We start from the raw sequence: 20,323 nt of genomic DNA on the forward strand, positions 1-20,323 counted from the left end.
AGATGCCTTCCGACCGCGCGCCGGACCGGACGTTGAAATAGGACGACCGGGTAGGTGTAGTATGACGAAATATTCGACCGGATCGGACCGAGGCGGCGGCGACGGCGACGCCTGCGAACTCTGCGGCCGCGAGACGACGAACCTCGAACGCGCGAACGTCGCAGGCGCCAACCTCCTCGTCTGCTCGAACTGTGCGCCCCACGGCGACTCCGGGGGACGGGGCGGCGGATCGGGACGTGGCGGCGGGTCGGGGTCCGGGTCCGGCGCCAGTTCCGGGTCGCGCGACGGCGACGAACCCAGCCGCAAGAAGCGCGCCGCGCAGAACACGGCCCGCATCTACGACGCCGCCCAGAGCAACACGAAACGCTGGGAGGAGGAAGGAACGGATTACGAGGCAGACCGCCTTCCCTACCTCGTCTCGGGCTACGGCGAGCGTGTCGAGACGGCCCGGCAGGACGCGGGGCTGACGGTGGAAGAACTCGCGGCCGACCTCGACGCCGACGAGGACGACGTACTCGCCCTCGAACAGGGGCGGGCCACCCGCGCCGGCGTCGGGGGGTCGCTCGTCCGCGCCGTCGAGGAGCGACTCGGCATCGACCTCGTCGACGAGTAGGGGAATTTTTACTCACCCCGCGTCCGACTGGGGGGTATGCAGACGCTCGCCCCCGCCGAACCGGACGTACGGGAGTTCGAGGCGACCGTCGAGCGCGTCGACGGTGCCGACGTAGTGCTCGACCACACTTACTTCTACGCCGAGAGCGGCGGCCAGCCAGCCGACAGAGGCACGCTCGCCGGGATTCCGGTGACGGACGTGCAGAAGCGGGGCGACACCGTCGTCCACACCGTCGCGGACGAGGTCGACCTCGCTCCCGGTGACGACGTGGTCGGCGTGATCGACGACGACTTCCGCACCTACTGCATGCGCGCGCACACCGCGAGCCACGTCCTCTACGGCGCCGGACGGCGCTTGCTGGACGACCTCGGCTACGGCGGGTTCGGTATCGACGCCGAGAAGGTCCGCGTCGACTTCGCCACCGCGACCGACATCGACGACGCGGTCCTCGTGGAACTCGAACGCTTGGCCAACCGCGCCGTGTGGGACTCCCGGGCCGTCTCGTGGGAGCAGGTCCCCGTCGACGAGGCGCGGGCCCGCGACGACGTGGCCTTCAACACCAAGACCGAGGAGGGTGTGATGGCCGACGCCGACACGGTCCGCCTCGTCGACATCGAAGACTGGGACGTGGCGGCCTGTGGCGGCACGCACGTCTCGAACACCCGCGAAATCGGCCCCGTCGAGGTGCTGTCCCGCTCCAACCCCGGCGAAGGGCTGACCCGGGTCGAGTTCGCCGTCGGGCCACCGGCTATCGACCGCCGGGCGACCGTCCGGCAGGCCGCCCTCGACGCCGCGCGTGACCTCGGCACCAGTCTCGACGCCCTCGACGACGCCGTCGCGGAGCTGCGGGCCGAACGCGACGACCTCGAAGCAGAGGTGCGGTCGTACAAATCCGAGGTCCTCGGCGCGCGCCTCGCCGCCCTCCCGACGACCGAACGTGACGGCACCGTCTGGCGGATCGGCACCGTCGCGGACTTCGGCCCGAACGAGGTGGGTGAGGCGGCGCAGGACCGCGTCGGCGACGACGCCGACGTGATCGCCGTCGTCGGCGAGGGGCCGGCGCCGCACGTGGTGATCGCGACGACTGGCGCCGTCGACGCCGGTGACCTCGTTGCCGATCTGACCGACGAGTTCGGCGGCGGTGGGGGCGGTGGATCGACGTTCGCACAGGGTGGCGGTCTCGACGCCGACCCGGACGCCGTGGTCGCGTCGCTGCGGGACTAATCCCTGCGACGGGCCGCGAGACCGCCGAGGACGAGGAGGGCGAGGACGACGAGTGGCGGCGCGAAGCCGGGACTGGTGCCGGCCGTCTCAGACGGTGTCGGCGTCGCGGACGGCGTCGCGGACGGCGTCTCGGTGAGCGTGTGTACGTCCGTCGGCGTCGCCGTCGCCCCGTCACCGGCGGCGATGGCTTCGACCGTCACCTCGTTCGACCGCACACCGTCCTTGGTGACGTAGAGCGTGTGCGTCCCGGGTTCGCGGACCCGAACCGCGGCCTCGCCCTCGCCGTCGGTGGTGCCGACGCGTTCGCCGTCGAGGTAGACCGTCGCGACCGTCGCGGGGTCGCCGTACGCGTCCGTCGCCCTGAGGAGGACTCGCTCGCCGGCCACGACGCGTTCGTTGGTGGATTCGAGCGTGACCGACCGCGTCCGCGAGAACTGGACCGAGACGCTCGTCGGTTCCTCGCCGACCTCCAGATCACGCTCGACAGTTCGGTAGCCGTCTTTCGTCACGCGCAGCGTCGGTTCGGTGTTGACGGGGAGGGTGGCGCTGAAGTTCCCGCCCACGTCCGTTCGCCCGCTCACCGTATCACCGAGTTCGACGCCGGCGTTGGTGACGGGCCGCGGCGGATCGAAGTGCGAGTCGACGACCCTGACGGTGACCGAGATGGATCCGCGTCTCATCGCCACGCGGTTCGTGATGTCGCCCTCGATTTCGAGGGGTTTCTGCCGGGTGTAGTAGCCGGGTTTGCTGATGGTGATGGAGTAGCGACCCGCCTGGAGGACGCCGGACTCGAACACGCCGTTCTGATTGGTCGTCCCGGTCACCACGTCGAGTCCTCCTCGTTCGATCAGCACTCTCGCGTCGGCCACGGAGCCGTCGTCGTCGCTGACTTCGAGACGGACCGTACTCTTGCGGAACACGTCCACTTCGACCTCGCGTTCGGACGCCGAGGAGATGGTGTAGGGGCTGTTTCGGACGTACCGTGGGTGAGACACGCTGATCGTGACCTCGGCGCCCGCGGGCACGTCGACGAACGCCTTGCCGTTGCTGGCGGTCGTGGCCGTCGTCGATCCGTCCTCCCACTCCACGTCGAGTTCGGCGTTACTGATTGGGTTGTCCGCCTGATCGTGGACGGCGACGGTGACCGTGACCGTCTCGGACGACTGTGCGACGCTCGCGCCGGACGCGACCAGTGACAGAACGAGGACCACACACAGGGTGGTGACAATCCGTGTCATGGTTCCATGTACGTCAGCGATCTGTAAAATACTCGTGGGCGAGATCGCCTCGTCTCAGCCGGCGCCGCGCGGCGGGTCGCAGGGGTCGAAGTCGGTCTCCGTGTCCTCCTGTCCCCGGCCGTCGCAGACGATCCGGTCGATCTGCGCGTCGGCGTCGACCGGTTGCCCGTCGTTCAACACCGGCACCTTGTCGACCGGTTTGGCGGGATTCCCCACGACCGTCTCGCCCGGTTCGACGGGCCTGACGACGACGGCGGCGCCACCGACGGTCGCGCCGTCACCCACTTCGATGGGGCCGAGGATCGTCGCGTTCGCGCCGAGTAGTACGTCGTCGCCGATGGTGGGGTGACGTTTGCCGTCGACGGGTCGGCGGTTGCCGAGGGTGACGCCGTGATAGACGAGTACGTCGTCGCCGATTTCGGCCGTCGAGCCGACGACGACGCCGATGCCGTGATCGATGACGACGCGGCGGCCGATTTCGGCGGCCGGGTGGATTTCGACGCCGGTGACGAGGCGAGCGACCTGCGAGAGCAGGCGTGCTGCCGTCTCGTGGCCGTTCGTCCAGCACAGGTGGGCGATGCGGTAGGTCCACAGGGCGTGCAGTCCGGGGTAACAGGTGAGGAGGACGAGCAGGCTCCCCGCTGCGGGGTCGCGTTCCCGGATCGCGGCGATGTCTTCGCTGACGCGGCGACGCGCGGCCGCCAGCAGTCGTCTACCGCGCGCGAACATGGGATACAGATCGCCCGCGGTCGCTCGAAGCGACCGGCGGACGCGTTGCCACGTGGGCCGAGGTCCGGGCGGACGATTCCGTCGGTCGGCGGGATGGGAGACAACAGCACCTCGCGCGCGACAGCGTGCGCTCGAAGGCTATCCGGCCGCCTGAGTGACCGACGGTCGTCGGCATGGAGAGACGTATCTCGTACGCCAGTAAAAACGTTCTGTCGAACGGTCGACGGCGCGCACGACCGATGCTCCGGACCGAAGCCCCCATTATCCGTGCGACCCTACCGGCGAGCGTGAGCATCGAATCCGCCGACTACGGCGCCGTCGTGTACGACCTCGACGGCACGCTCGTCCGGTTGGTCGTCGACTGGGACGCCGCCGCCAGCGACGCGACGGCCGCGTTCGCCGAGGCGGGTGTCGACGTGGCCGACGCGGACCTCTGGTCGCTGTTCGAGACGGCCCCGGAACACGGGCTAGCCGAGGATCTGGAGTCGATCCTCGCGGCACACGAACGTCGCGGGGCGGAGCAGGCGATCCGCCTCCCCCACGCCGACCGCGTCCCCGAGTGGAGCGTCCCCGTCGGCGTCTGCTCGCTCAACGCGGAGGCGGCCTGTCGCCGGGCGCTGGAGCGCCACGATCTGCTCGACCACGTCGAGACCGTCGTCGGTCGGGACTCGGTGGCGACGCACAAACCCGACCCCGAACCTCTCCTGACGGCGATCGACCGTCTCGGAGCCGACCCGTCGTCGGCGCTATTCGTCGGTGACACCGAACGCGACCGCCTGACGGCCGAACGCGCGGGCGTCGCCTTCGAATACGTCGACGACGGCCCGGCCGACGGGTAGCGACCGTGTGACGGCGTCGCTCGGCGCCACCGACCCACGTCCTTTTTATCACCTGGGTGTGTAGACGGTTGTACCAGCGACCCGCGGGCAAATGCGGCGCGCGCCGCATGCGGGGACCAGCGACCGACGTGCTGTAAGACGCCGGGGCCGGTGGCCCCCAGACGGGATTTGCGTGAGCACCCCTGCCACAGTTGTGGCGTTTCAATGCTCGGACCAACCATGGAAATCGAAATCGCAACCATTGGCGGCTACGAGGAAGTCGGACGGCAGATGACTGCCGTCCGCGCCGGTAACGACGTCGTCATCTTCGACATGGGTCTGAACCTCTCGCAGGTTCTGATCCACGACAACGTCGAAACCGAACAGATGCACAGTCTCGACCTGATCGACATGGGCGCCATCCCCGACGACCGGGTGATGAGCGACCTCGAAGGGGACGTACAGGCGATCGTTCCCACGCACGGTCACCTCGACCACATCGGCGCCATCTCGAAACTGGCCCACCGCTACGACGCCCCTGTCGTCGCGACGCCCTTTACCATCGAACTGGTGAAACAGCAGGTGCAGGGCGAAGACAAGTTCAACGTCGGCAACGACCTCGTGAAGATGGACGCCGGCGAGACCATGTCCATCGGCGACTCGGGCAAGGTCGACCTCGAATTCGTCAACGTCACGCACTCGATCATCGACGCGATCAACCCCGTCCTCCACACGCCGGAGGGCGCGGTCGTCTACGGCCTCGACAAGCGGATGGACCACACGCCGGTCATCGGCGACCCCATCGACATGGACCGCTTCCGCGAAATCGCTCGCGAGGGGGAGGGCGTCCTATGTTACATTGAGGACTGCACCAACGCGGGACGGAAGGGCCGCACGCCCAGCGAGTCCGTCGCGCGCAAACACCTCCGCGACGTGATGTACTCCGTCGAGGACTACGACGGCGGCATCGTCGCCACCACGTTCAGTTCGCACATCGCCCGCGTGACGAGCCTCGTCGAGTTCGCGAAGGACATCGGCCGTCAGCCCGTCCTTCTCGGTCGCTCGATGGAGAAGTACTCGGGCACCGCCGAACGCCTGGACTTCGTCGACTTCCCCGACGATCTGGGGATGTACGGTCACCGCAAGTCCGTCGACCGCACGTTCAAGCGGATCATGAAGGAGGGCAAGGAGAACTTCCTGCCCATCGTCACGGGTCACCAGGGCGAACCGCGCGCGATGCTGACGCGGATGGGTCGCGGCGAGACGCCGTACGAACTGGAAAACGGCGACAAGGTGCTGTTCTCGGCCCGCGTGATTCCGGAGCCGACGAACGAGGGCCAGCGCTACCAGTCCGAGCGCCTGCTTCGGATGCAGGGCGCTCGTATCTACGACGACATCCACGTCTCCGGCCACCTGCGCGAGGAAGGCCACTACGAGATGCTGGACGCGTTACAGCCGCAGCACGTCATCCCGGCTCACCAGGACCTCAAAGGGTTCGCGCCCTACGTCGACCTGTGTGAGAGTCAGGGCTACGCGCTGGGCCGTGACCTGCACGTCACGCGCAACGGCAACATGATTCAACTGGTGGAATGACGCCCGATTCGACGGAAGAGCAGGTGCTCGCGGCGGTTCGCGAGCGCCGCGAGCGGGTCAACGCGGCCATCGACGAGGATCTCCCCCTCAAAGAGCCAGAACGGTTGTGGGAAGCTTCGCGCTACCTGCTGAAGGCTGGCGGCAAGCGCCTCCGCCCGACCGTCTCCCTGCTCGCGGCGGAGGCCGTCGCCGACGTGCCGCCGCTCTCCGTCGACTACCGAACCTTCCCCGCCCTCGATGGCGGCGAGGTGGACGTGATGGCCGGGGCGCTCAGCCTCGAAGTCATCCAGTCGTTCACCCTCATCCACGACGACATCATGGACGACGACGCGCTCCGCCGGGGTGTCCCGGCCGTCCACAAGGCGTACGACGTGGACACCGCCATCCTCGCGGGCGACACGCTCTACTCGACCGCCTTCGAGATCATGGCGGATACGGGTGCTGCCCCCGAGAACGGCTTGGAGGCGATGCGGATGCTCGCCGAGACCTGTACCCGAATCTGTGAGGGGCAGGCACTCGACGTGGAATTCGAGGGCCGGACCGAAGTCTTGCCCGAGGAGTATCTGGAGATGGTGGAGTCGAAGACGGCCGTCCTCTACGGCGATGCGGCCGCAACGCCCGCCGTCCTCCTCGGCGCCGACGACGCGGTGGTCGACGCGCTCTACTCCTACGGCATCAACTCCGGATCGGCGTTCCAGATTCAGGACGACGTGCTCGATCTGACCGTCCCCTCGGAGCAACTCGGCAAGCAGCGCGGGTCGGACCTCGTCGAGAACAAGGAGACGCTCATCACGCTCCACGCCCGCCAGCAGGGCGTCGACGTGGACGGACTGGTCGACGCCGACTCCGCCGAGGAGTTGACCGACGCGGAAGTCGAAGCGGCAGTCGAGACCCTGAACGAGGCGGGGAGCATCGAGTACGCCCGCGAGAAGGCCCGCTCCCTCGTCGACCAGAGTAAGGCGGACCTCGGGGTTCTCCCGGACAACGAGGCCCGGTCACTGCTGGAAGCCATCGCGGAGTACCTCATCTCCCGGGGCTACTAGCCGACCGGTACCCCCGTCGCGACTTGCAGCGGAATCGAGTGCCGAACAGCTGCAAATTACTGCTGGCAAATTTGTCATCTAGTTTATCATCTTCGAAGAACAATACTGTGTGGCAATGTCACACAGATCGAACTGGAGTCGACGGGAGACGCTCAGGACGGGGGCAATCGTCTCGGGTGGACTGCTGTCCGGAGCGAGTGCAGCAGGTATCGCCGTAGCCAAAGAAAAGCGCAACTTCCGGACGCATCTCTCGGGTGACGAGGAGGTCGACGCCGTCGAGACGGATGCGCAAGGACAGGCCACGTTCCAACTCGACAAGGCCGGTGACGAACTCCGATACCGGCTGATCGTCGCAAATATCGACGACGTGTCCATGGCTCACATCCACAGCGCTCCTGCTGGATCGAACGGCCCGGCCGTCGCCTGGCTGTACCCGGAAGGTGGGTCGTCACCGGAGCTGATCCCCGGGCGATTCGATGGGGTACTCGCCGAAGCGACACTCACGGCCGACGACCTCGTCGGACCACTGGATGGTGGAACGATGAACGACCTCGTCGCGCTCCTTCGAGCGGGCGGCGCGTACGTCAACGTGCACACCGAGGCGCACCCGGGTGGTGAAGTTCGCGGACAGATCCGCTAAACACGCTCGCGCGCCGCTTTGACTGCGTTCGTACCGCGCCCCTGTCTCGACGTGGCTTCGTCGAATCACGTCAGCACCGGGTGTCGACGATGCGTCCTCGCCCGACACAGCCCGTGCGTTAGCCGACCACGACGTACGCGACGGCGTAGGCCAGCCACGCGACCGTAATCGCGGAAAGTCCCGTCAGCGCGGCGGTGAGCCAGTCCGGCGGTTCGACGGTCGGGCCACGCGAACGGATCAGCCGAACCTGCGGGAGGACACCCAGCAGGCCGACGCCGAGGACCGAGAACACGAACGGGTAGGAGAGATCGAGCGTCGGCGCCGGGATGAGGAGGACGCTCGCGGCGTAGCCGGCACCGAGGCTGGCCCGTCGCGTCACGGCAGCGGTTGGACGCAGGCCGGTCGCGAGGCAGACGACGGCGACGGCGGCCCAGATCGTCGCCAGTTCGACCCCGAACGCGGCGAGCAGGTGGAGCGTCGGGTCGGCCGCGAGGGCGACCCGCTCGGTCACGAGCGCCGCGTCGAAGGGGTAGAGCATCGCCGGCGGTTCCCCGGTGAACAGGTCGCCGAAGGGGTGGGTCGCGAGTCCGACGAGGGCGGCGACGAACACCCCGGTGGCCGTGAGATCGGTGTATCGGTCGACGACGGCGCCGACAGCGACGGCGCCGACGACGAACAGGAGCGTCACGAACGCGGCCAGCGCGCCGCCGACGGTGGCGATCAGCGCGACCAGCAGGGTGGCGACGAGGGCCGAGACCGCCCGGACGCGACGAGTGGCGGTCACGGCTTGGAGCGCGGCCAGCAGAGCCACCGGTAGCGCGAGGACGAGCGAATGGGTGACGGCGCGGTGGACGACGTTCCCGGTCGACCAGAACGCGCCTGCGAGCGCGAGCGCGTCGCTCCCGGAGGCCCCCGCGATGCCGACGAGCGCGTACACCATGTCCACGTCGGGGAGGGCGGCGAAGGCGCCGGCGACGACGCCGATAGCGAGTGCGCGCTCGCTCGACCATCCGCTGGCGATGGCGACGCCGCCGACGATGGCGAAGGCTAGTGCGGCGTGGCCGACGAACATGCCTTACATTCTCGGCCAGTGAGCATAAATTCCGCGGGCGGCGTGGGAACAGATGTCATGGTGTCGTCGTGACGGTCGACGAGCCCCGCGACGACTCGGTGTCGACCTTCGTCCACCGGGCTTCGATGTCGGCGTTCCCCCGGACGACGGTGTCTTCACCGACCGCGAACCGCGTCTTTCGGAGTTCGATGGACTCGACGACGCCCTCCATGTCGCCGACGCGGACGGTGTCGCCGGCCTCGAAGTCCGGGTCGCGGAGGAGGTAGACGCCGGCGACGGCGTCGGCGATCATGTCGCTCGTGGCGTAGGAGACGCCGAGAGCGACGAAGCCGGCGGCGGTGCCGAGCGACGCCGCGATGCCGTCCAGTCCGACGACGGAGAGCGTCGAGAGGCCGACGCCGAACCAGAGGAAGACGGCGACGACGGTGGTGAGAAACTGGCGATAGATGGGCGACTCCCCGACCATCGTCCGCGCGAGGGCGCCTCTCAGGGTGGCGAGGACGAGTTTGACGAGGACGGCTGCCAGCAGGAAGAAGACGAGACCGGTGATGATCGTCGGCAGCGCGTCGGTGAGGCGGCCGACGAACTCGACGAGTGCCTGTCCGAGTACGTTCGACTGGAGTAGGGCGCCGCGCATACTGGGGATGGCGGCTGCCCGACACTAAAGGCTACGAGCCTACGCGACGGCGCCGACGGCGCGGTCGACGACTTCGTAGTCGTCGCCTTCGACGCCGATGACGGCCCACTCGTAGTCCGGATCGAGTCCCGCGAGTCGATCACGGAGGTCCCCTGCAACCTCCATCCACGTTACGAAGCAGCGAAGCCGATAGTCTGTCGTCCCGCCGTCGGCGAGAATCTCGGGGGGTGACGACGCGTCGTCGGCGTCGAGCGCGGTCACGTGGACGGTTCGCCACTTACGTTCGGCCCTGAGATCGACCCCGTCGCCGTCGACGGAGTATCCGAGGCGGCGGAAGATCTTTCGCGCCTCTTCGACAGGTGGCATGGTAACAGGGGCCATGTGCTTCCCGTTACGACGGGTTGGATGATAAATGTTACCACGCCAAAGAGTCGGTCGTGAGCCGATAGCAATGCCGAATAGCCGGTTTCCGGGGCCGGGCTGGCGATCAGGCGGTCGGCGAGATGTTCTGGTTCGAGCGGAACAGATTGTCGGGATCCCATTCGCGTTTGAGATCGACCAGTCGGTCGTACCGGTCACCGTAAGCGTCGGGGATACGTTCGTCCTCGTCGTCGTCCATGTAGTTCACGTAGACGCCATCGGCGGCGTACGGTTCCAGTGCCTCGTGGAACATCTTGGCCCACGCGATATGTTCGCCGTCGCGTGCCGGATCGGTCCACTTCGGCGCGACGGTGAAGGCGAACGACCGGTCGCGGTGTGGAAAGGCGGTCGCGTCGGCGTCCGCCTCGGCGATGGCGCCCCCCATCCACTCGAAAAACACCGTGCTGTACGGCGACGGTAGCGGATCGGTGTGGTCCATCACCGTCTCGACGAATCCGTCCGAAATTTCGTCGTAGAAGTTCGATTTCCAGTAGTTACGGTGGCCCTCGCAGTAGAGGTCGTCGGCCTGCTGTTGGTAGACCGTGTACGGGACCGGTTTGGTCAGGTCGGCGATGGGGTCGCCGAACTCGCGGAGCGGCCGGAACGCGTCTTTCCCGTCCGCGACATCGCCGGCGTAGAGTCCCCGAAACGCCAGCAACGTCTCCCCGTGGAACCGTTCCGGAAGCCCGTACTCCGGACTCCCCTGCAGGATCGCCGCGTAACAGCCGACTCCGTTCGGCGCGTTCGACATGAACTCGTCGTAGAACTGCAGGGTCTCGGGGATGGCCTCGTACGGATACAGCAGTCGAACGTTGAGTATCTCCGGCCCGACTTCGTGGAGGTCGAACTCGAACGAGGTGGCGACGCCGAAGTTGCCGCCGCCGCCGCGCATCCCCCAGAAGAGATCCGGATTCTCCTCCGGGCTGGCGTGGACGAGTTCTCCCTCGGCGGTGACGACGTCCATCGAGCGGAGATTGTCGTGTGCGAGGCCGAACTTCCGGGCGAGATAGCCGAGTCCGCCACCGAGAGTGAGTCCGGCGACGCCAGTCGTCGTGACGATGCCGCCCGTCGTCGCGAGGCCGAACGCCTGGGTCTCGTGATCCACGTCGCCCCACGTTGCGCCGGCCCCGACCCGGGCAATTCGTGCCTCTGGATCGACGCGGACGCCGTCCATCGGCGAGAGATCGATCACCAGCCCGTCACAGAGCGCGTTCCCCGCCACGTTGTGTCCGCCACCTTTGACGGCCAGACGGAGATCACGGTCCTGCGCGAAGCTCACGGCGATACACACGTCGGCTGCGCCGGTACAGCGCGCGACGAGCGACGGCTCCTCGTCGATCATCGCGTTCCACACGGTGCGCGCCTCGTCGTACCCCGCGTCTCCTGGTTGGAGCAGTTCGCCGCGCAGACTGTCGTCGAACGATTCGACCGCCGAGTCGTCGGGTCGGCCTGATGAGTTCATGCTGTCTCCCCTAGCGCCCCCGAACGGCGTTACAGCGTGTCCCCCCGACGATTTCGGCGAGGAACGCGACGGTGTTTTTCGTCCCGTCGTGTGTTAAGTGTTGCCACAAAACAAGATATTCCGATCGCACACTCGGGACTTCGACGCACCCTGGCGTCTGCCGCCGGTTACGACGACGGGGTGCCCGACACTGCGGACGGACCACCGGCCGAGGTGTCCGTCTCGCTCACCTCGAACTTCGTCAGCAACGTCTGGAGCCGTTCGGCTCGTTCGCTGAGCGATTCGACGTTGGCGCTGATCTGCGACATGGAGGCTGCCTGCTCTTCCGCCGTCGCGGACGTGTCCTCGGTCTCGGTGGCGGTCGCCCGGCTGATGTCGGCCACCTCCTCCACCATCGACACTGCTTCCTCCGTGCTCGCGGCCTGATCGTCGGCCGTGTTGCTGATCTCCTGGATGCCGCTGTCGGTCTCCTCGGCGTTGTCCGCGACCTGCGTGAACGCGTCGACGACCTCCTGGAACGCCTCCACCCCCTCCTGCATATCCTGCTTGGCGGCCTGGGCTTCGTCGACTGCCGTCTCCGTTTGGGACTGTGTCTCCTCGATGAGGTCCTCGATCTCGTTGGCCGAGCCCTGCGTCTCCTCGGCTAGCTGTTTCACTTCGTTCGCGACGACGGCGAATCCGTTTCCGTTCGTCCCGCCGTCGTCAGTGCCCGCGCGGGCGGCCTCGATGTTGGCGTTCAGCGCGAGCATGTTCGTCTGCTCCGCGATGTCGCTGATGAGTTCGATGATCTCGCCGATCTCTGCCATCCGTTCGTCGAGGACCTCGACGTTCTCGACGGTCGAGTCGATGGCCGACTGCACGTCGCGGGCGTCGTCGATGGCGCCCTTGGCCGTCTCCTCGCCTTCCTCGGCGATTTCGGCCGTCTCGTGCGACCGCTGCGCGACCTCGTCGGCGGACGCGGCCACCTCCTCGACCGTCGCCGAGAGGTTCGTCATCTCGCCGGAGACGGTTTCGAGCATCTCCCGCTGCTCGTTGGCTCCGCTGGCGATCTCCTGGAGCGACTGGCTCACTTCCTCGCTCGCCTGCTCGGCCTCGCCGGCCCCCGCGGTCGCGTCCTCGCTCGCGGCTGCCACGTCCTGCGCGAACGCCTGAATGTCCTGCATTGCCGACTCCGTCTCGTCCATCATCTCGTTGAATGCCTCGGCGATCCGCGCCATCGCCTCGCTCTCGCTCTCGGCGTCCAGTCGCACGGTGAGTTCGCCGTCGGCAGCCCGCGCCATCGCGGCGCTGTACGCGTCGGCCTTGGCTTCGAGGTGTTCGTTCATCTCCTCGACTTTCTTCTGTTTGGCCTCCGCTTCGGCTTTCGCCTCCTCGGCTTCGGCTTTCGCTCGTTCGATCTCCGCTTTCTTCTCCTCGAGGTTGGCGACCTCCTCGGTTTTCGCCTCGGCTTCCCTGAGCTGGCGTTCGGCCTCCTCCCGGGAGCGCTCGGTCGAGTACCAGTGTGCCATCAGCGCCATCGCGAGCGCGAGGACGAAGATGCCGTGGATCAGCCCCCACACCCACGGGTTGTTGATCGCGGCGGTGTGGTTGTAGACGCGTTCGGGGTTGATCATCCCGAAGACGCCGTGGGTCAGGACGACGTAGCCGATGCCGAGGGCGAAGGGCACCCAGTCCTCGTAGACGGCGACGACGGCCATCGCGACGAAGAAGTGGAAGTGCGCCTCGATGAATCCGCCCGAGAAGTGGACGAGGACGACCGAGGTCGACAGGAGGCCGACCGTCGCCAGCGCCGTCCGCACCCGTCGGGGAAGCTGAGGTGCCAGCGACGCGACTGCGAGTCCCGTCACGATGCCGAGTTCCACCAGCACGGTCGTCAGCGGGATCGCCGGAATCGTCGCGCCAGTGACGACCGATTCGGTTCCCTCGTACATCCCGAGGCCGAACAGGAGTGGGACCTGCGCCAGCACGAGGATGAGGATGTTTCGGTGTCGGTTGCGCCACGTCTCCTCGGGAATCGAATGCCCATCGGGGATGTAGTGGATGAACTCCCGGCACGTCTGCCGCCAGCCCCCCTCCCCGTGGAGCGCTGTCGTGGAGTCGCCCGTAATACTCGCCATCTTACCCCCACCTCCACCAGTAAGGAGAAAAGGACTTCCACCCCGCTATCACGCGTGATACTCCTCGAACGCCGTTCAGGCGGGTGTGAGACGGGTTGGCGGCGTCTCACGAACATGATCGTCCCGGTTCCGGGCGTTCCGAGGCCAGAGTCGTCGGGGACTGGCCGCCGGTTCTCGCCGCTGAAAACGATATCCGCGATTACGTGCGGAATGACTCGCCGCAGCCACACTCGGAGACGACGTTCGGGTTCTCGACGTGGAACCCTTCGGCCTGCAGGCCCGATTCGTAATCGAGGACCGACCCACCGATGTAGTCGGCACTCGCGGGGTCGACGAACACGCGCAGGTCGTGGCGTTCGATCACCGTGTCGTCCTCTTCGGGTTCATCGTCGAACCGCATTCCGTACGAGAGGCCGGCACAGCCACCCTGCTGGACGAACAGGCGGAGGCCGCCAACGTCCGAGTCCATCCCCTCCCGGTCCATCAGCGCGAGGGCCTCGGAGGCGGCCTCGGGCGTGACCTCTACCATCCGGTTGCTCGACCCCTCGGCGCTTTCGGTACTCATAGGCGTGGATACACCTCGAAGCCTGTTAACCCTGACGGGGCGATGTAATCACTCGTCGTTACGAATGCGGTATCGGCGCGTCCGCGCGCACGACGCCGACAGCTCGCCGGAGACTGGCACCGAGGCCGTAGCCGACGAGCCCCGCTGTCACGCCGCCGACGACCGCCACGCCGACCGCGAACGCCGTCGCGTCGGGGAGCGAGACGACCCGGGGACCGAAGCCTCTGTCGACGACGGTGCCGTAGCGCGTCATCGCGACGCCGAACAGGGGGCCGGCGACCAGCACGACGGTCGGGAGTAGCCCCGCGTTCGCGGCGGCGCTCGCGGCGGCCAGTCCGACGAGCAGGACGCCTCCGACGAAGACGACTGTCCGAGGGTCGGTCCCGGTCCACGTCTCGACCAGCCAGCGTTCGAGCGGGGGATAGCCCGTCGTCGACGCGATCACGCCGGCCGTCAGGGTGGCCAACAGAGGTGCGAGCGCGACGAGCACGACGGAGACGCTGAGGCGACGGCCGAGCAGTAGCGTCTTCAGTGGCCCGCGCACGAGTCGTGCGGCCGGGCCGCGAACGAGCCGTGCCAGTGGCTCACCGATGACGACCACGACCCACCCGACGGTGGCCACGATCCAACGTCGGGAACGCTGGACGCTGGACGTGAGAAACTGCCGGAGGCGTCGGAACGCTGATCGGAGCCAGCGAAGGGACGATTTCGAACTACGCAGCGCGGCCGGAACGGGGTTGGAGGGACGCATGGGCGGACGCCAGTCCGATTCGCCCCGGTAGGTTGTCAGATTTGCGGTCTACACTACCGACTCACACCCGACGGTGTTACTCGAACCGCCGGCGGACGCTCTCGGCGTGGCCGGTCAGCCCCTCCGCCTCCGCGAGCGTCGTGATCGTCCCCGACAGGTCGTCGAGTGCGTTGCGGTCGAGGCGCTGGACGGTCGTCGACCGGAGGAACGTCTCGACGGAGAGGCCGCCGAAGCGCCGGGCGCCGCCGCCGGTCGGCAGGACGTGGTTCGTTCCGGAGGCGTAGTCGCCGGCGGCGACGGGCGTGTAGGGACCGAGGAAGACGCTCCCGGCGCTGTCGATGCGGTCCAGCAACGCCTCGTCGTCGTCCGCCTGAATCGACAGGTGTTCCGCGGCGTACTCCTCGGCGAACAGAACCGCCTCGGACATCGACCGCGCGAGGAAGACGCCGCTGGCGTCGTTTGCAAGCGCCGCTTCGACCGTCTCCCGTCGGTCACACTCGGGGAGGCGGTCGTCGAGTTCGTCCGCGACGGCCGCGGCGAGGTCCGCATCGGCCGTCACCGCCACGACCGAGGCGTGATCGTCGTGTTCGGCCTGCGCGAGGAGTTCGGCGGCGACGTAGGTCGGATCGGCCGTCCCGTCGGCGAGGACGAGTACCTCGCTCGGGCCGGCGAGGAAGTCGATCTCCACGTCGCCGCGCACCTCGGCCTTGGCGGCCGTGACCCAGCGGTTGCCCGGCCCGACCACTTTCTCCACCGCCGTGACGGTCTCCGTCCCGTAGGCCATGGCCGCGACGGCCTGCGCGCCGCCGACGCTGTAGACGGCGTCGGCGCCCGCCTCGTGGATGGCCGCGAGCGTCGCCGGATTCAGCTCCTCGGCCGGCGGCGTCGCCACGACGACGTGTTCGACGCCCGCCACCTTCGCCGGGATGATGCCCATCAGCGCGCTGGAGGGGTAGGCCGCCGCCCCGCCGGGGACGTAGACGCCGACGCGGGAGAGCGGACGGAACCGGCGGCCGAGTTCGCGGCCGCCGAAGTCGTCGCGCCAGTCCTCGGGCACCTGTCGCTCGTGGAACTCGCGGATGTTGTCGGCGGCGGTCCGAATGGCCGCCAGGAGGTCGTCGTCGACTTCCTCGTGGGCGCGTTCGGCGGCGTCGGTCACGTCCAGATTGCCGACCTCGACGCCGTCGAACTCGCGGGAAAAGTCCCGCACTGCCACGTCGCCCTCGTCGCGGACGCGGTCGACGATGTCGCGTACGTCCTCGCGAACCGCCTCGACGCCCGCGTCGCGCTCGAACAGCGCCTGCCGATCCGCAGGCCCGAGCGCCTCGATGTCGCGTACTTCCATACCGACGCGTAGCGCGGGCGGGCGAAAAGGGGTTCCGATCCGACCGTCGGACCAGCCACGAGCGGCGGTGTCGTACTATTCGGGCCGGTTGTAGCCGTGACCGACGACGAACGCCACGGCGTTCAGACCGATCAGCCCCGCGAAGGCGACGCGGTGGGTCGTGACCGCTCCCGCCGCCAGCAGGGGGAGGTACGTGAAGGGCAACAGCGTCGCCACCCAGAAGGCGACGAAACGGACGGGACGGGCGGCGAGTTCGGCGAGCGTCTGGAGGGCCGGAAGCGATTCGGTCGCGGCGTGCGTGAGGGACGTGGATCGGACGGACATGGTGACTGGCTCCACTCTATCCATGTCCCTGTTCCATCATATAGGGGGCAAATCGTTGGCCTGTCTTCACCTCGTTTCGTTCGGTTAACAGCCCCCCACTCGGATCGTTCAGCTCGTTTTAAAACGATGCGAGAGCGTTCGAAAGAGTTTATAGAGGGACGAGAAGATGCAATCGGCCATTTCGTCACCGCCGATCATCACTCCGCCGTGCGTAACCGGAAACAGTCACATCGGCGGCGAACCGTTAATTGTATCAGTTTCTCGATAATTGTTTACGGGCCGAGTGGGTAGGGCACTTCGATGCGCTTCGCCGGATGGACGGAGTCGCGGTTCGACGTGGCGTGGGGGGAGGTGACGGGCGCGGTGGGTGACACCGTGACCGTCCTGCCAATCGTCGTCGCCGTCGCGGCCCTCACCGACCTCTCGCTCGGCCGACTTCTCCTCGGCTTCGCCGTCTTTCAGGTCGTCTGGGGGCTCTGGTACGGCCACCCCATGTCCGTCGAGCCGATGAAGGCACTCGCGGCGCTGGTCATCGCCGGCGGCCTCTCGACCGGCGAGTACGTCGCCGCCGGGTTGCTCGCGGGCGGTACCCTCCTCGTCGTCGGTCGGGCCGGGATGCTGGGACGGCTCGCGCCCTACGTCGGCGAACCCGTCGTGCGCGGCATCCAGCTCGGCGTCGCCCTGATCCTCCTCCGGACCGGCGTCACGACCGGACTGGAGACGCCGTCGCTCGCCGCCCTCGCCGTCGTCGTCGCCCTCGGCGCTATCGTCACGGGCTACCGCGAAGTGGCGGCGCTCGCCGTCCTCGCGCTCGGCGCCGCCGTCGCGCTCGGCGCCGCCGGGCCGATCACTCCCCGGTTACCGGCGCCGACACTCCTCGATCCGGCCACGCTCTCGTTCTCCCGCGACGCCGCCGGCGCGACGCTCGGCCAACTCGCCATGACCGTCGGCAACGCCGCCGTCGCCACCTCGCTGCTCGTGGAGGAGTACTTCGACGCCGAGGCGTCGCCCGACGACCTCTCGACCAGTATGGGCGCGATGAACCTGCTGGCCGTCCCGCTCGGCGCGATGCCCATGTGCCACGGGAGCGGCGGCGTCGCCGGCAAGTACGCCTTCGGCGCCCGGACCGCCACCTCGAATCTCGTCCTCGGCGGTCTCTATCTCCTCCTCGCCGTCGTCGCCGTCGACGCCGTCGCCGCGTTCCCGATGGCCGTCCTCGGCGTCGTCCTCGTCCTCGTCGCCGTCGAACTCGGCTGCTCCGGCGTCGACACGCCGGACCCCCTGCTCACGGGCGTCGTCGGCATCGTCGCTCTCCTCGTCAACGTCGGCGTCGCCTTCGGCGTCGGCATCGTCGGCTACTACGTCCTCGCGAGGGTACGGGAGGGCGATAGCGAGGCCGAGAACGACTAGAAGCCCGCCGCCGTCCCGTCTTTCCGCGGTTCCGTCGCCCCCGACATGACGTCCCCGTTTAGTCGGGTGATCTGCCCGCCGCCGAACGCCGACGGCGGCTGGATCACCACGTCGTGCCCGCGCCGCGCGAGTTTCGGCAGGACACCGTCGGGGAAGCGGTCTTCGACGGCCAGCGACCCGTCCGCACGGTAGCGCCAGCGCGGCGCGTCCATCGCCGCCTGCAGCGGCATGCCGTAGTCGAGGACGTTGGCGAGCACCTGCAGGTGCCCCTGTGGTTGCATGTACCCACCCATGACGCCGAACGCCGCCCAGTCGTCGTCATCGAGCCGCAGGAGCCCCGGAATCAGCGTGTGGAAGGGGCGCTTCCCCGGTTCGAGGCGGTTGGGGTGGTCCGGATCGAGCGAGAACGAACTCCCACGGTTCTGGAGCGTGATACCCGTCTCTGGGACCACCACGCCGCTCCCGAAGTGACCGAAGATGGAGTTGATGAAGGAGACGACGTTCCCCTCGTCGTCGGCGACGGTCAGGAGGACGGTGTCGCTGTCCTCGGGCGGCGTGCCCGGCCCGCCGATGGAGACGGCGCCAGTCCGTTCGCTCACTGTCGCGGCGCGCTCGGCGGCGTAGGCCTTCGACCCCAGCGCCGGTACGTCCTCGAACTCGGGGTCGGTGATGTAGTGGTGGCCGTCGTGGAAGGCGCGTTTCAGCGACTCGGCGAAGTAGTGGACGCGCTCGGCAGAGTCGTAGTCGTAGCCACCGGCGTCGACTTCCTCCGCGATGTTCAGCGCCTCTAGCGCGATCAACCCCTGGTTGTTCGGCGGGAGTTCGTACACCTCCGCCCCGCGGTAGGTGGTCGAGACGGGGTCGACGTACTCCGGTTCGAAGTCGGCGAGGTCGTCGGTCGCGAGCAAGCCACCCCGGTCCTGCACCGCCTCGGCGATGTGATCCGCCAGCGGCCCCTCGTAGAACGCGCCGGCGCCCTCCGTCGCGATAGTCGAGAGCGTCCCGCCGAGGTCGGGGAGGGTCATCACGTCGCCGGGTTCGGGCACCCGGCCGTCGAGCAGGTACTCCTCGCGGGCGTCCGCGGTCGTGAACAGCGCCTCCGCGACGGTCCACATGTCGGCGATCACTTCGCTGACCGGGAATCCCTCCGTCGCGTACTCGATGGCGGGGTCGAGCGCCGCCGCCAGCGATCGGTTGCCGTAGTCGTCGAGCAGGCGGTCCCAGCCGCGGACGGTGCCGGGCACCGTCACCGCGAGGGGGCCAGCGTCGGGCATCGTCGCCGCCGCGGGGTCGCCGCCAGAGCGCTCCGCCACGCGTTCGCGCATCGTCGACAGCGTCGCGTCGGCGGGCGCGCCGCCACAACTGCGGAACGCGCCCACCTCGCCGTCCGCGGTGCGGTAGAGGGCGAAGGCGTCGCCGCCGATGCCGGTACTCATCGGTTCGACGACGTTCAGGGCGGCCGCCGTCGTCACCGCCGCGTCGAAGGCGTTGCCGCCCTCGCGCAGCGCCGCCACCCCCGCCTGTGCGGCGAGTGGCTGGCTCGTCGCCACCATCCCGTTTCGTGCGTAGGCTGTCGACCGGCGCGAGTCGAACCGGTCGAGGTCCGGATTCGGGTCCATGTCCCACACGACTCGGCAACTACACAAAGTCGTTGGGTATCAGGCCATTCTGACTGTGCGTACAGGAATAAATATCTAAAGTGCTCGTACATACATTCTCAAATTCGAGAAATAACGAAAAATAATTCTTAAATGCGGTGGATGACTGCGGATTTGGCCTTGTTGATCCCCTCAGGTTTATTGAAGACTACTCGGCGACGTGTTCCATCATCTGCAACGAGTAGCGGGTTCTACTGGTGATTACACAGTTTCGAGGCGAAGGCCCACGACTTTAGTCGTGGGATGAAGCCGACAGCCGGCGAAACGTTGATTTCCTCGGCGTTCGTTGGTTGTGGTGCCGAGTCCGGGGTAAGGATACGCACCCTTCGCGGGGGTAGATGAAGCCCGCTATCCCGGTCGGGGGCCGTACTGGCACGGCCCACAACCCCACCGTCGACGAGTGGGGAACCTCCAGCCGTGGACTGCCCGGCCTGTGGTCGGGAACCCCACAGCTTTAGCCGTGGGAGGATGTCAGCCCCCTTGGACTGCTGGATCCAGTTTCGTTCGTCATGACCCGCGGGACGCTCCATGGAATCCGAACGCGAGCTGATCGTCTCGCAAGTCAGTAACCCAGTCAGCGCGTCTGGGTTAGAGTCGTCGATGGAAGTGGCTTCGTCGGTGATGGTCTCGGGGATTCTCGCGGAGACACGGCGCGTATCGGTCG

Annotated in this window: 18 protein-coding genes and 1 pseudogene; 7 read left to right on the forward strand and 12 right to left on the reverse strand. The window is 67.6% G+C overall.

All coding sequences use genetic code 11. The annotated features are described in order from the left end of the window. Positions 1–61 precede the first annotated feature (61 nt). Together DU502_RS07040 and DU502_RS07045 are read left to right on the forward strand one after the other, a co-directional pair. A complete protein-coding gene (locus DU502_RS07040) occupies positions 62–613 on the forward strand; it encodes a helix-turn-helix domain-containing protein (protein WP_121920697.1) in 552 nt (183 codons plus the stop codon). 36 nt (positions 614–649) lie between these two features. Then, positions 650–1,837: an alanyl-tRNA editing protein gene (locus tag DU502_RS07045; protein WP_121920696.1), complete on the forward strand. Its 1,188-nt coding sequence runs from the start codon at positions 650–652 to the stop codon at positions 1,835–1,837. On the opposite strand, the gene DU502_RS07050 is transcribed toward DU502_RS07045, so the two are convergent. Further along, positions 1,834–3,075: a carboxypeptidase-like regulatory domain-containing protein gene (locus DU502_RS07050; protein WP_121920695.1), complete on the reverse strand. Its 1,242-nt coding sequence runs from the start codon at positions 3,073–3,075 to the stop codon at positions 1,834–1,836. The two genes, DU502_RS07045 and DU502_RS07050, sit on opposite strands and share 4 nt — an antisense overlap. Positions 3,076–3,264: 189 nt before the next feature. After that, positions 3,265–3,804, reverse strand: a pseudogene (cysE, locus tag DU502_RS07055) (serine O-acetyltransferase); the annotation flags it as partial. A gap of 287 nt (positions 3,805–4,091) precedes the next feature. Here cysE and DU502_RS07060 point away from each other — a divergent pair. The 4 genes from DU502_RS07060 to DU502_RS07075 all read left to right on the forward strand — a co-directional run bounded on the left by DU502_RS07060 (position 4,092) and on the right by DU502_RS07075 (position 7,898). Then, on the forward strand, positions 4,092–4,643 hold the full coding sequence (locus DU502_RS07060; protein ID WP_394338932.1) for an HAD family hydrolase: 552 nt from the start codon (positions 4,092–4,094) through the stop codon (positions 4,641–4,643). 219 nt (positions 4,644–4,862) lie between these two features. After that, positions 4,863–6,215 carry a ribonuclease J gene (locus DU502_RS07065; protein ID WP_121920692.1) on the forward strand — a complete coding sequence of 451 codons (1,353 nt, stop codon included), beginning with the start codon at positions 4,863–4,865 and terminating at the stop codon, positions 6,213–6,215. Further along, the gene (gene idsA3 / locus DU502_RS07070) at positions 6,212–7,258 is read left to right on the forward strand and encodes a geranylfarnesyl diphosphate synthase (RefSeq protein WP_121920691.1); all 1,047 of its coding nucleotides are present in this window, start codon (positions 6,212–6,214) and stop codon (positions 7,256–7,258) included. The genes DU502_RS07065 and idsA3 overlap by 4 nt, the downstream gene beginning before the upstream one ends. A gap of 115 nt (positions 7,259–7,373) precedes the next feature. Beyond that, positions 7,374–7,898, forward strand: a complete 525-nt coding sequence (locus DU502_RS07075; protein WP_121920690.1) for a CHRD domain-containing protein — start codon at positions 7,374–7,376, stop codon at positions 7,896–7,898. Positions 7,899–8,016: 118 nt separating this feature from the next. Here the strand turns inward: DU502_RS07075 and DU502_RS07080 are convergent, their stop codons facing one another. The 9 genes from DU502_RS07080 to DU502_RS07120 all read right to left on the reverse strand — a co-directional run bounded on the left by DU502_RS07080 (position 8,017) and on the right by DU502_RS07120 (position 16,615). Next, positions 8,017–8,970, reverse strand: coding sequence for a metal-dependent hydrolase (locus DU502_RS07080; protein WP_121920689.1), 954 nt, complete (start codon positions 8,968–8,970; stop codon positions 8,017–8,019). Between the two features lie 55 nt (positions 8,971–9,025). Then, the gene (locus tag DU502_RS07085) at positions 9,026–9,607 is read right to left on the reverse strand and encodes a mechanosensitive ion channel domain-containing protein (RefSeq protein WP_121920688.1); all 582 of its coding nucleotides are present in this window, start codon (positions 9,605–9,607) and stop codon (positions 9,026–9,028) included. 39 nt (positions 9,608–9,646) lie between these two features. Next, positions 9,647–9,988 (reverse strand): DUF7116 family protein, encoded by a 342-nt coding sequence (locus tag DU502_RS07090; RefSeq protein ID WP_121920687.1) that lies wholly within the window; start codon positions 9,986–9,988, stop codon positions 9,647–9,649. A gap of 106 nt (positions 9,989–10,094) precedes the next feature. Next, positions 10,095–11,489, reverse strand: coding sequence for an FAD-binding oxidoreductase (locus tag DU502_RS07095; protein WP_121920686.1), 1,395 nt, complete (start codon positions 11,487–11,489; stop codon positions 10,095–10,097). Positions 11,490–11,656: 167 nt separating this feature from the next. Further along, a complete protein-coding gene (locus tag DU502_RS07100) occupies positions 11,657–13,606 on the reverse strand; it encodes a methyl-accepting chemotaxis protein (protein ID WP_121920685.1) in 1,950 nt (649 codons plus the stop codon). A gap of 199 nt (positions 13,607–13,805) precedes the next feature. Beyond that, positions 13,806–14,171 (reverse strand): HesB/IscA family protein, encoded by a 366-nt coding sequence (locus tag DU502_RS07105; protein WP_121920684.1) that lies wholly within the window; start codon positions 14,169–14,171, stop codon positions 13,806–13,808. A gap of 58 nt (positions 14,172–14,229) precedes the next feature. Beyond that, positions 14,230–14,793 carry a hypothetical protein gene (locus tag DU502_RS07110; RefSeq protein WP_121920683.1) on the reverse strand — a complete coding sequence of 188 codons (564 nt, stop codon included), beginning with the start codon at positions 14,791–14,793 and terminating at the stop codon, positions 14,230–14,232. Positions 14,794–14,998: 205 nt separating this feature from the next. Beyond that, a complete protein-coding gene (gene hisD / locus DU502_RS07115; RefSeq protein ID WP_121920682.1) occupies positions 14,999–16,267 on the reverse strand; it encodes a histidinol dehydrogenase in 1,269 nt (422 codons plus the stop codon). Positions 16,268–16,342: 75 nt separating this feature from the next. Further along, positions 16,343–16,615: a hypothetical protein gene (locus DU502_RS07120; RefSeq protein ID WP_133412386.1), complete on the reverse strand. Its 273-nt coding sequence runs from the start codon at positions 16,613–16,615 to the stop codon at positions 16,343–16,345. A 276-nt stretch (positions 16,616–16,891) separates the two neighbouring features. On the opposite strand from DU502_RS07120, the gene DU502_RS07125 reads away from it, so the two are divergent. Continuing rightward, on the forward strand, positions 16,892–18,001 hold the full coding sequence (locus DU502_RS07125) for a putative sulfate/molybdate transporter (RefSeq protein WP_121920680.1): 1,110 nt from the start codon (positions 16,892–16,894) through the stop codon (positions 17,999–18,001). On the opposite strand, the gene ggt is transcribed toward DU502_RS07125, so the two are convergent. Continuing rightward, the gene (gene ggt / locus DU502_RS07130; RefSeq protein WP_121920679.1) at positions 17,998–19,620 is read right to left on the reverse strand and encodes a gamma-glutamyltransferase; all 1,623 of its coding nucleotides are present in this window, start codon (positions 19,618–19,620) and stop codon (positions 17,998–18,000) included. The two genes, DU502_RS07125 and ggt, sit on opposite strands and share 4 nt — an antisense overlap. Positions 19,621–20,323: the final 703 nt, after the last annotated feature.

The organism is Haloplanus aerogenes (assembly GCF_003856835.1).
In the GTDB taxonomy this organism is placed as follows: domain Archaea; phylum Halobacteriota; class Halobacteria; order Halobacteriales; family Haloferacaceae; genus Haloplanus; species Haloplanus aerogenes.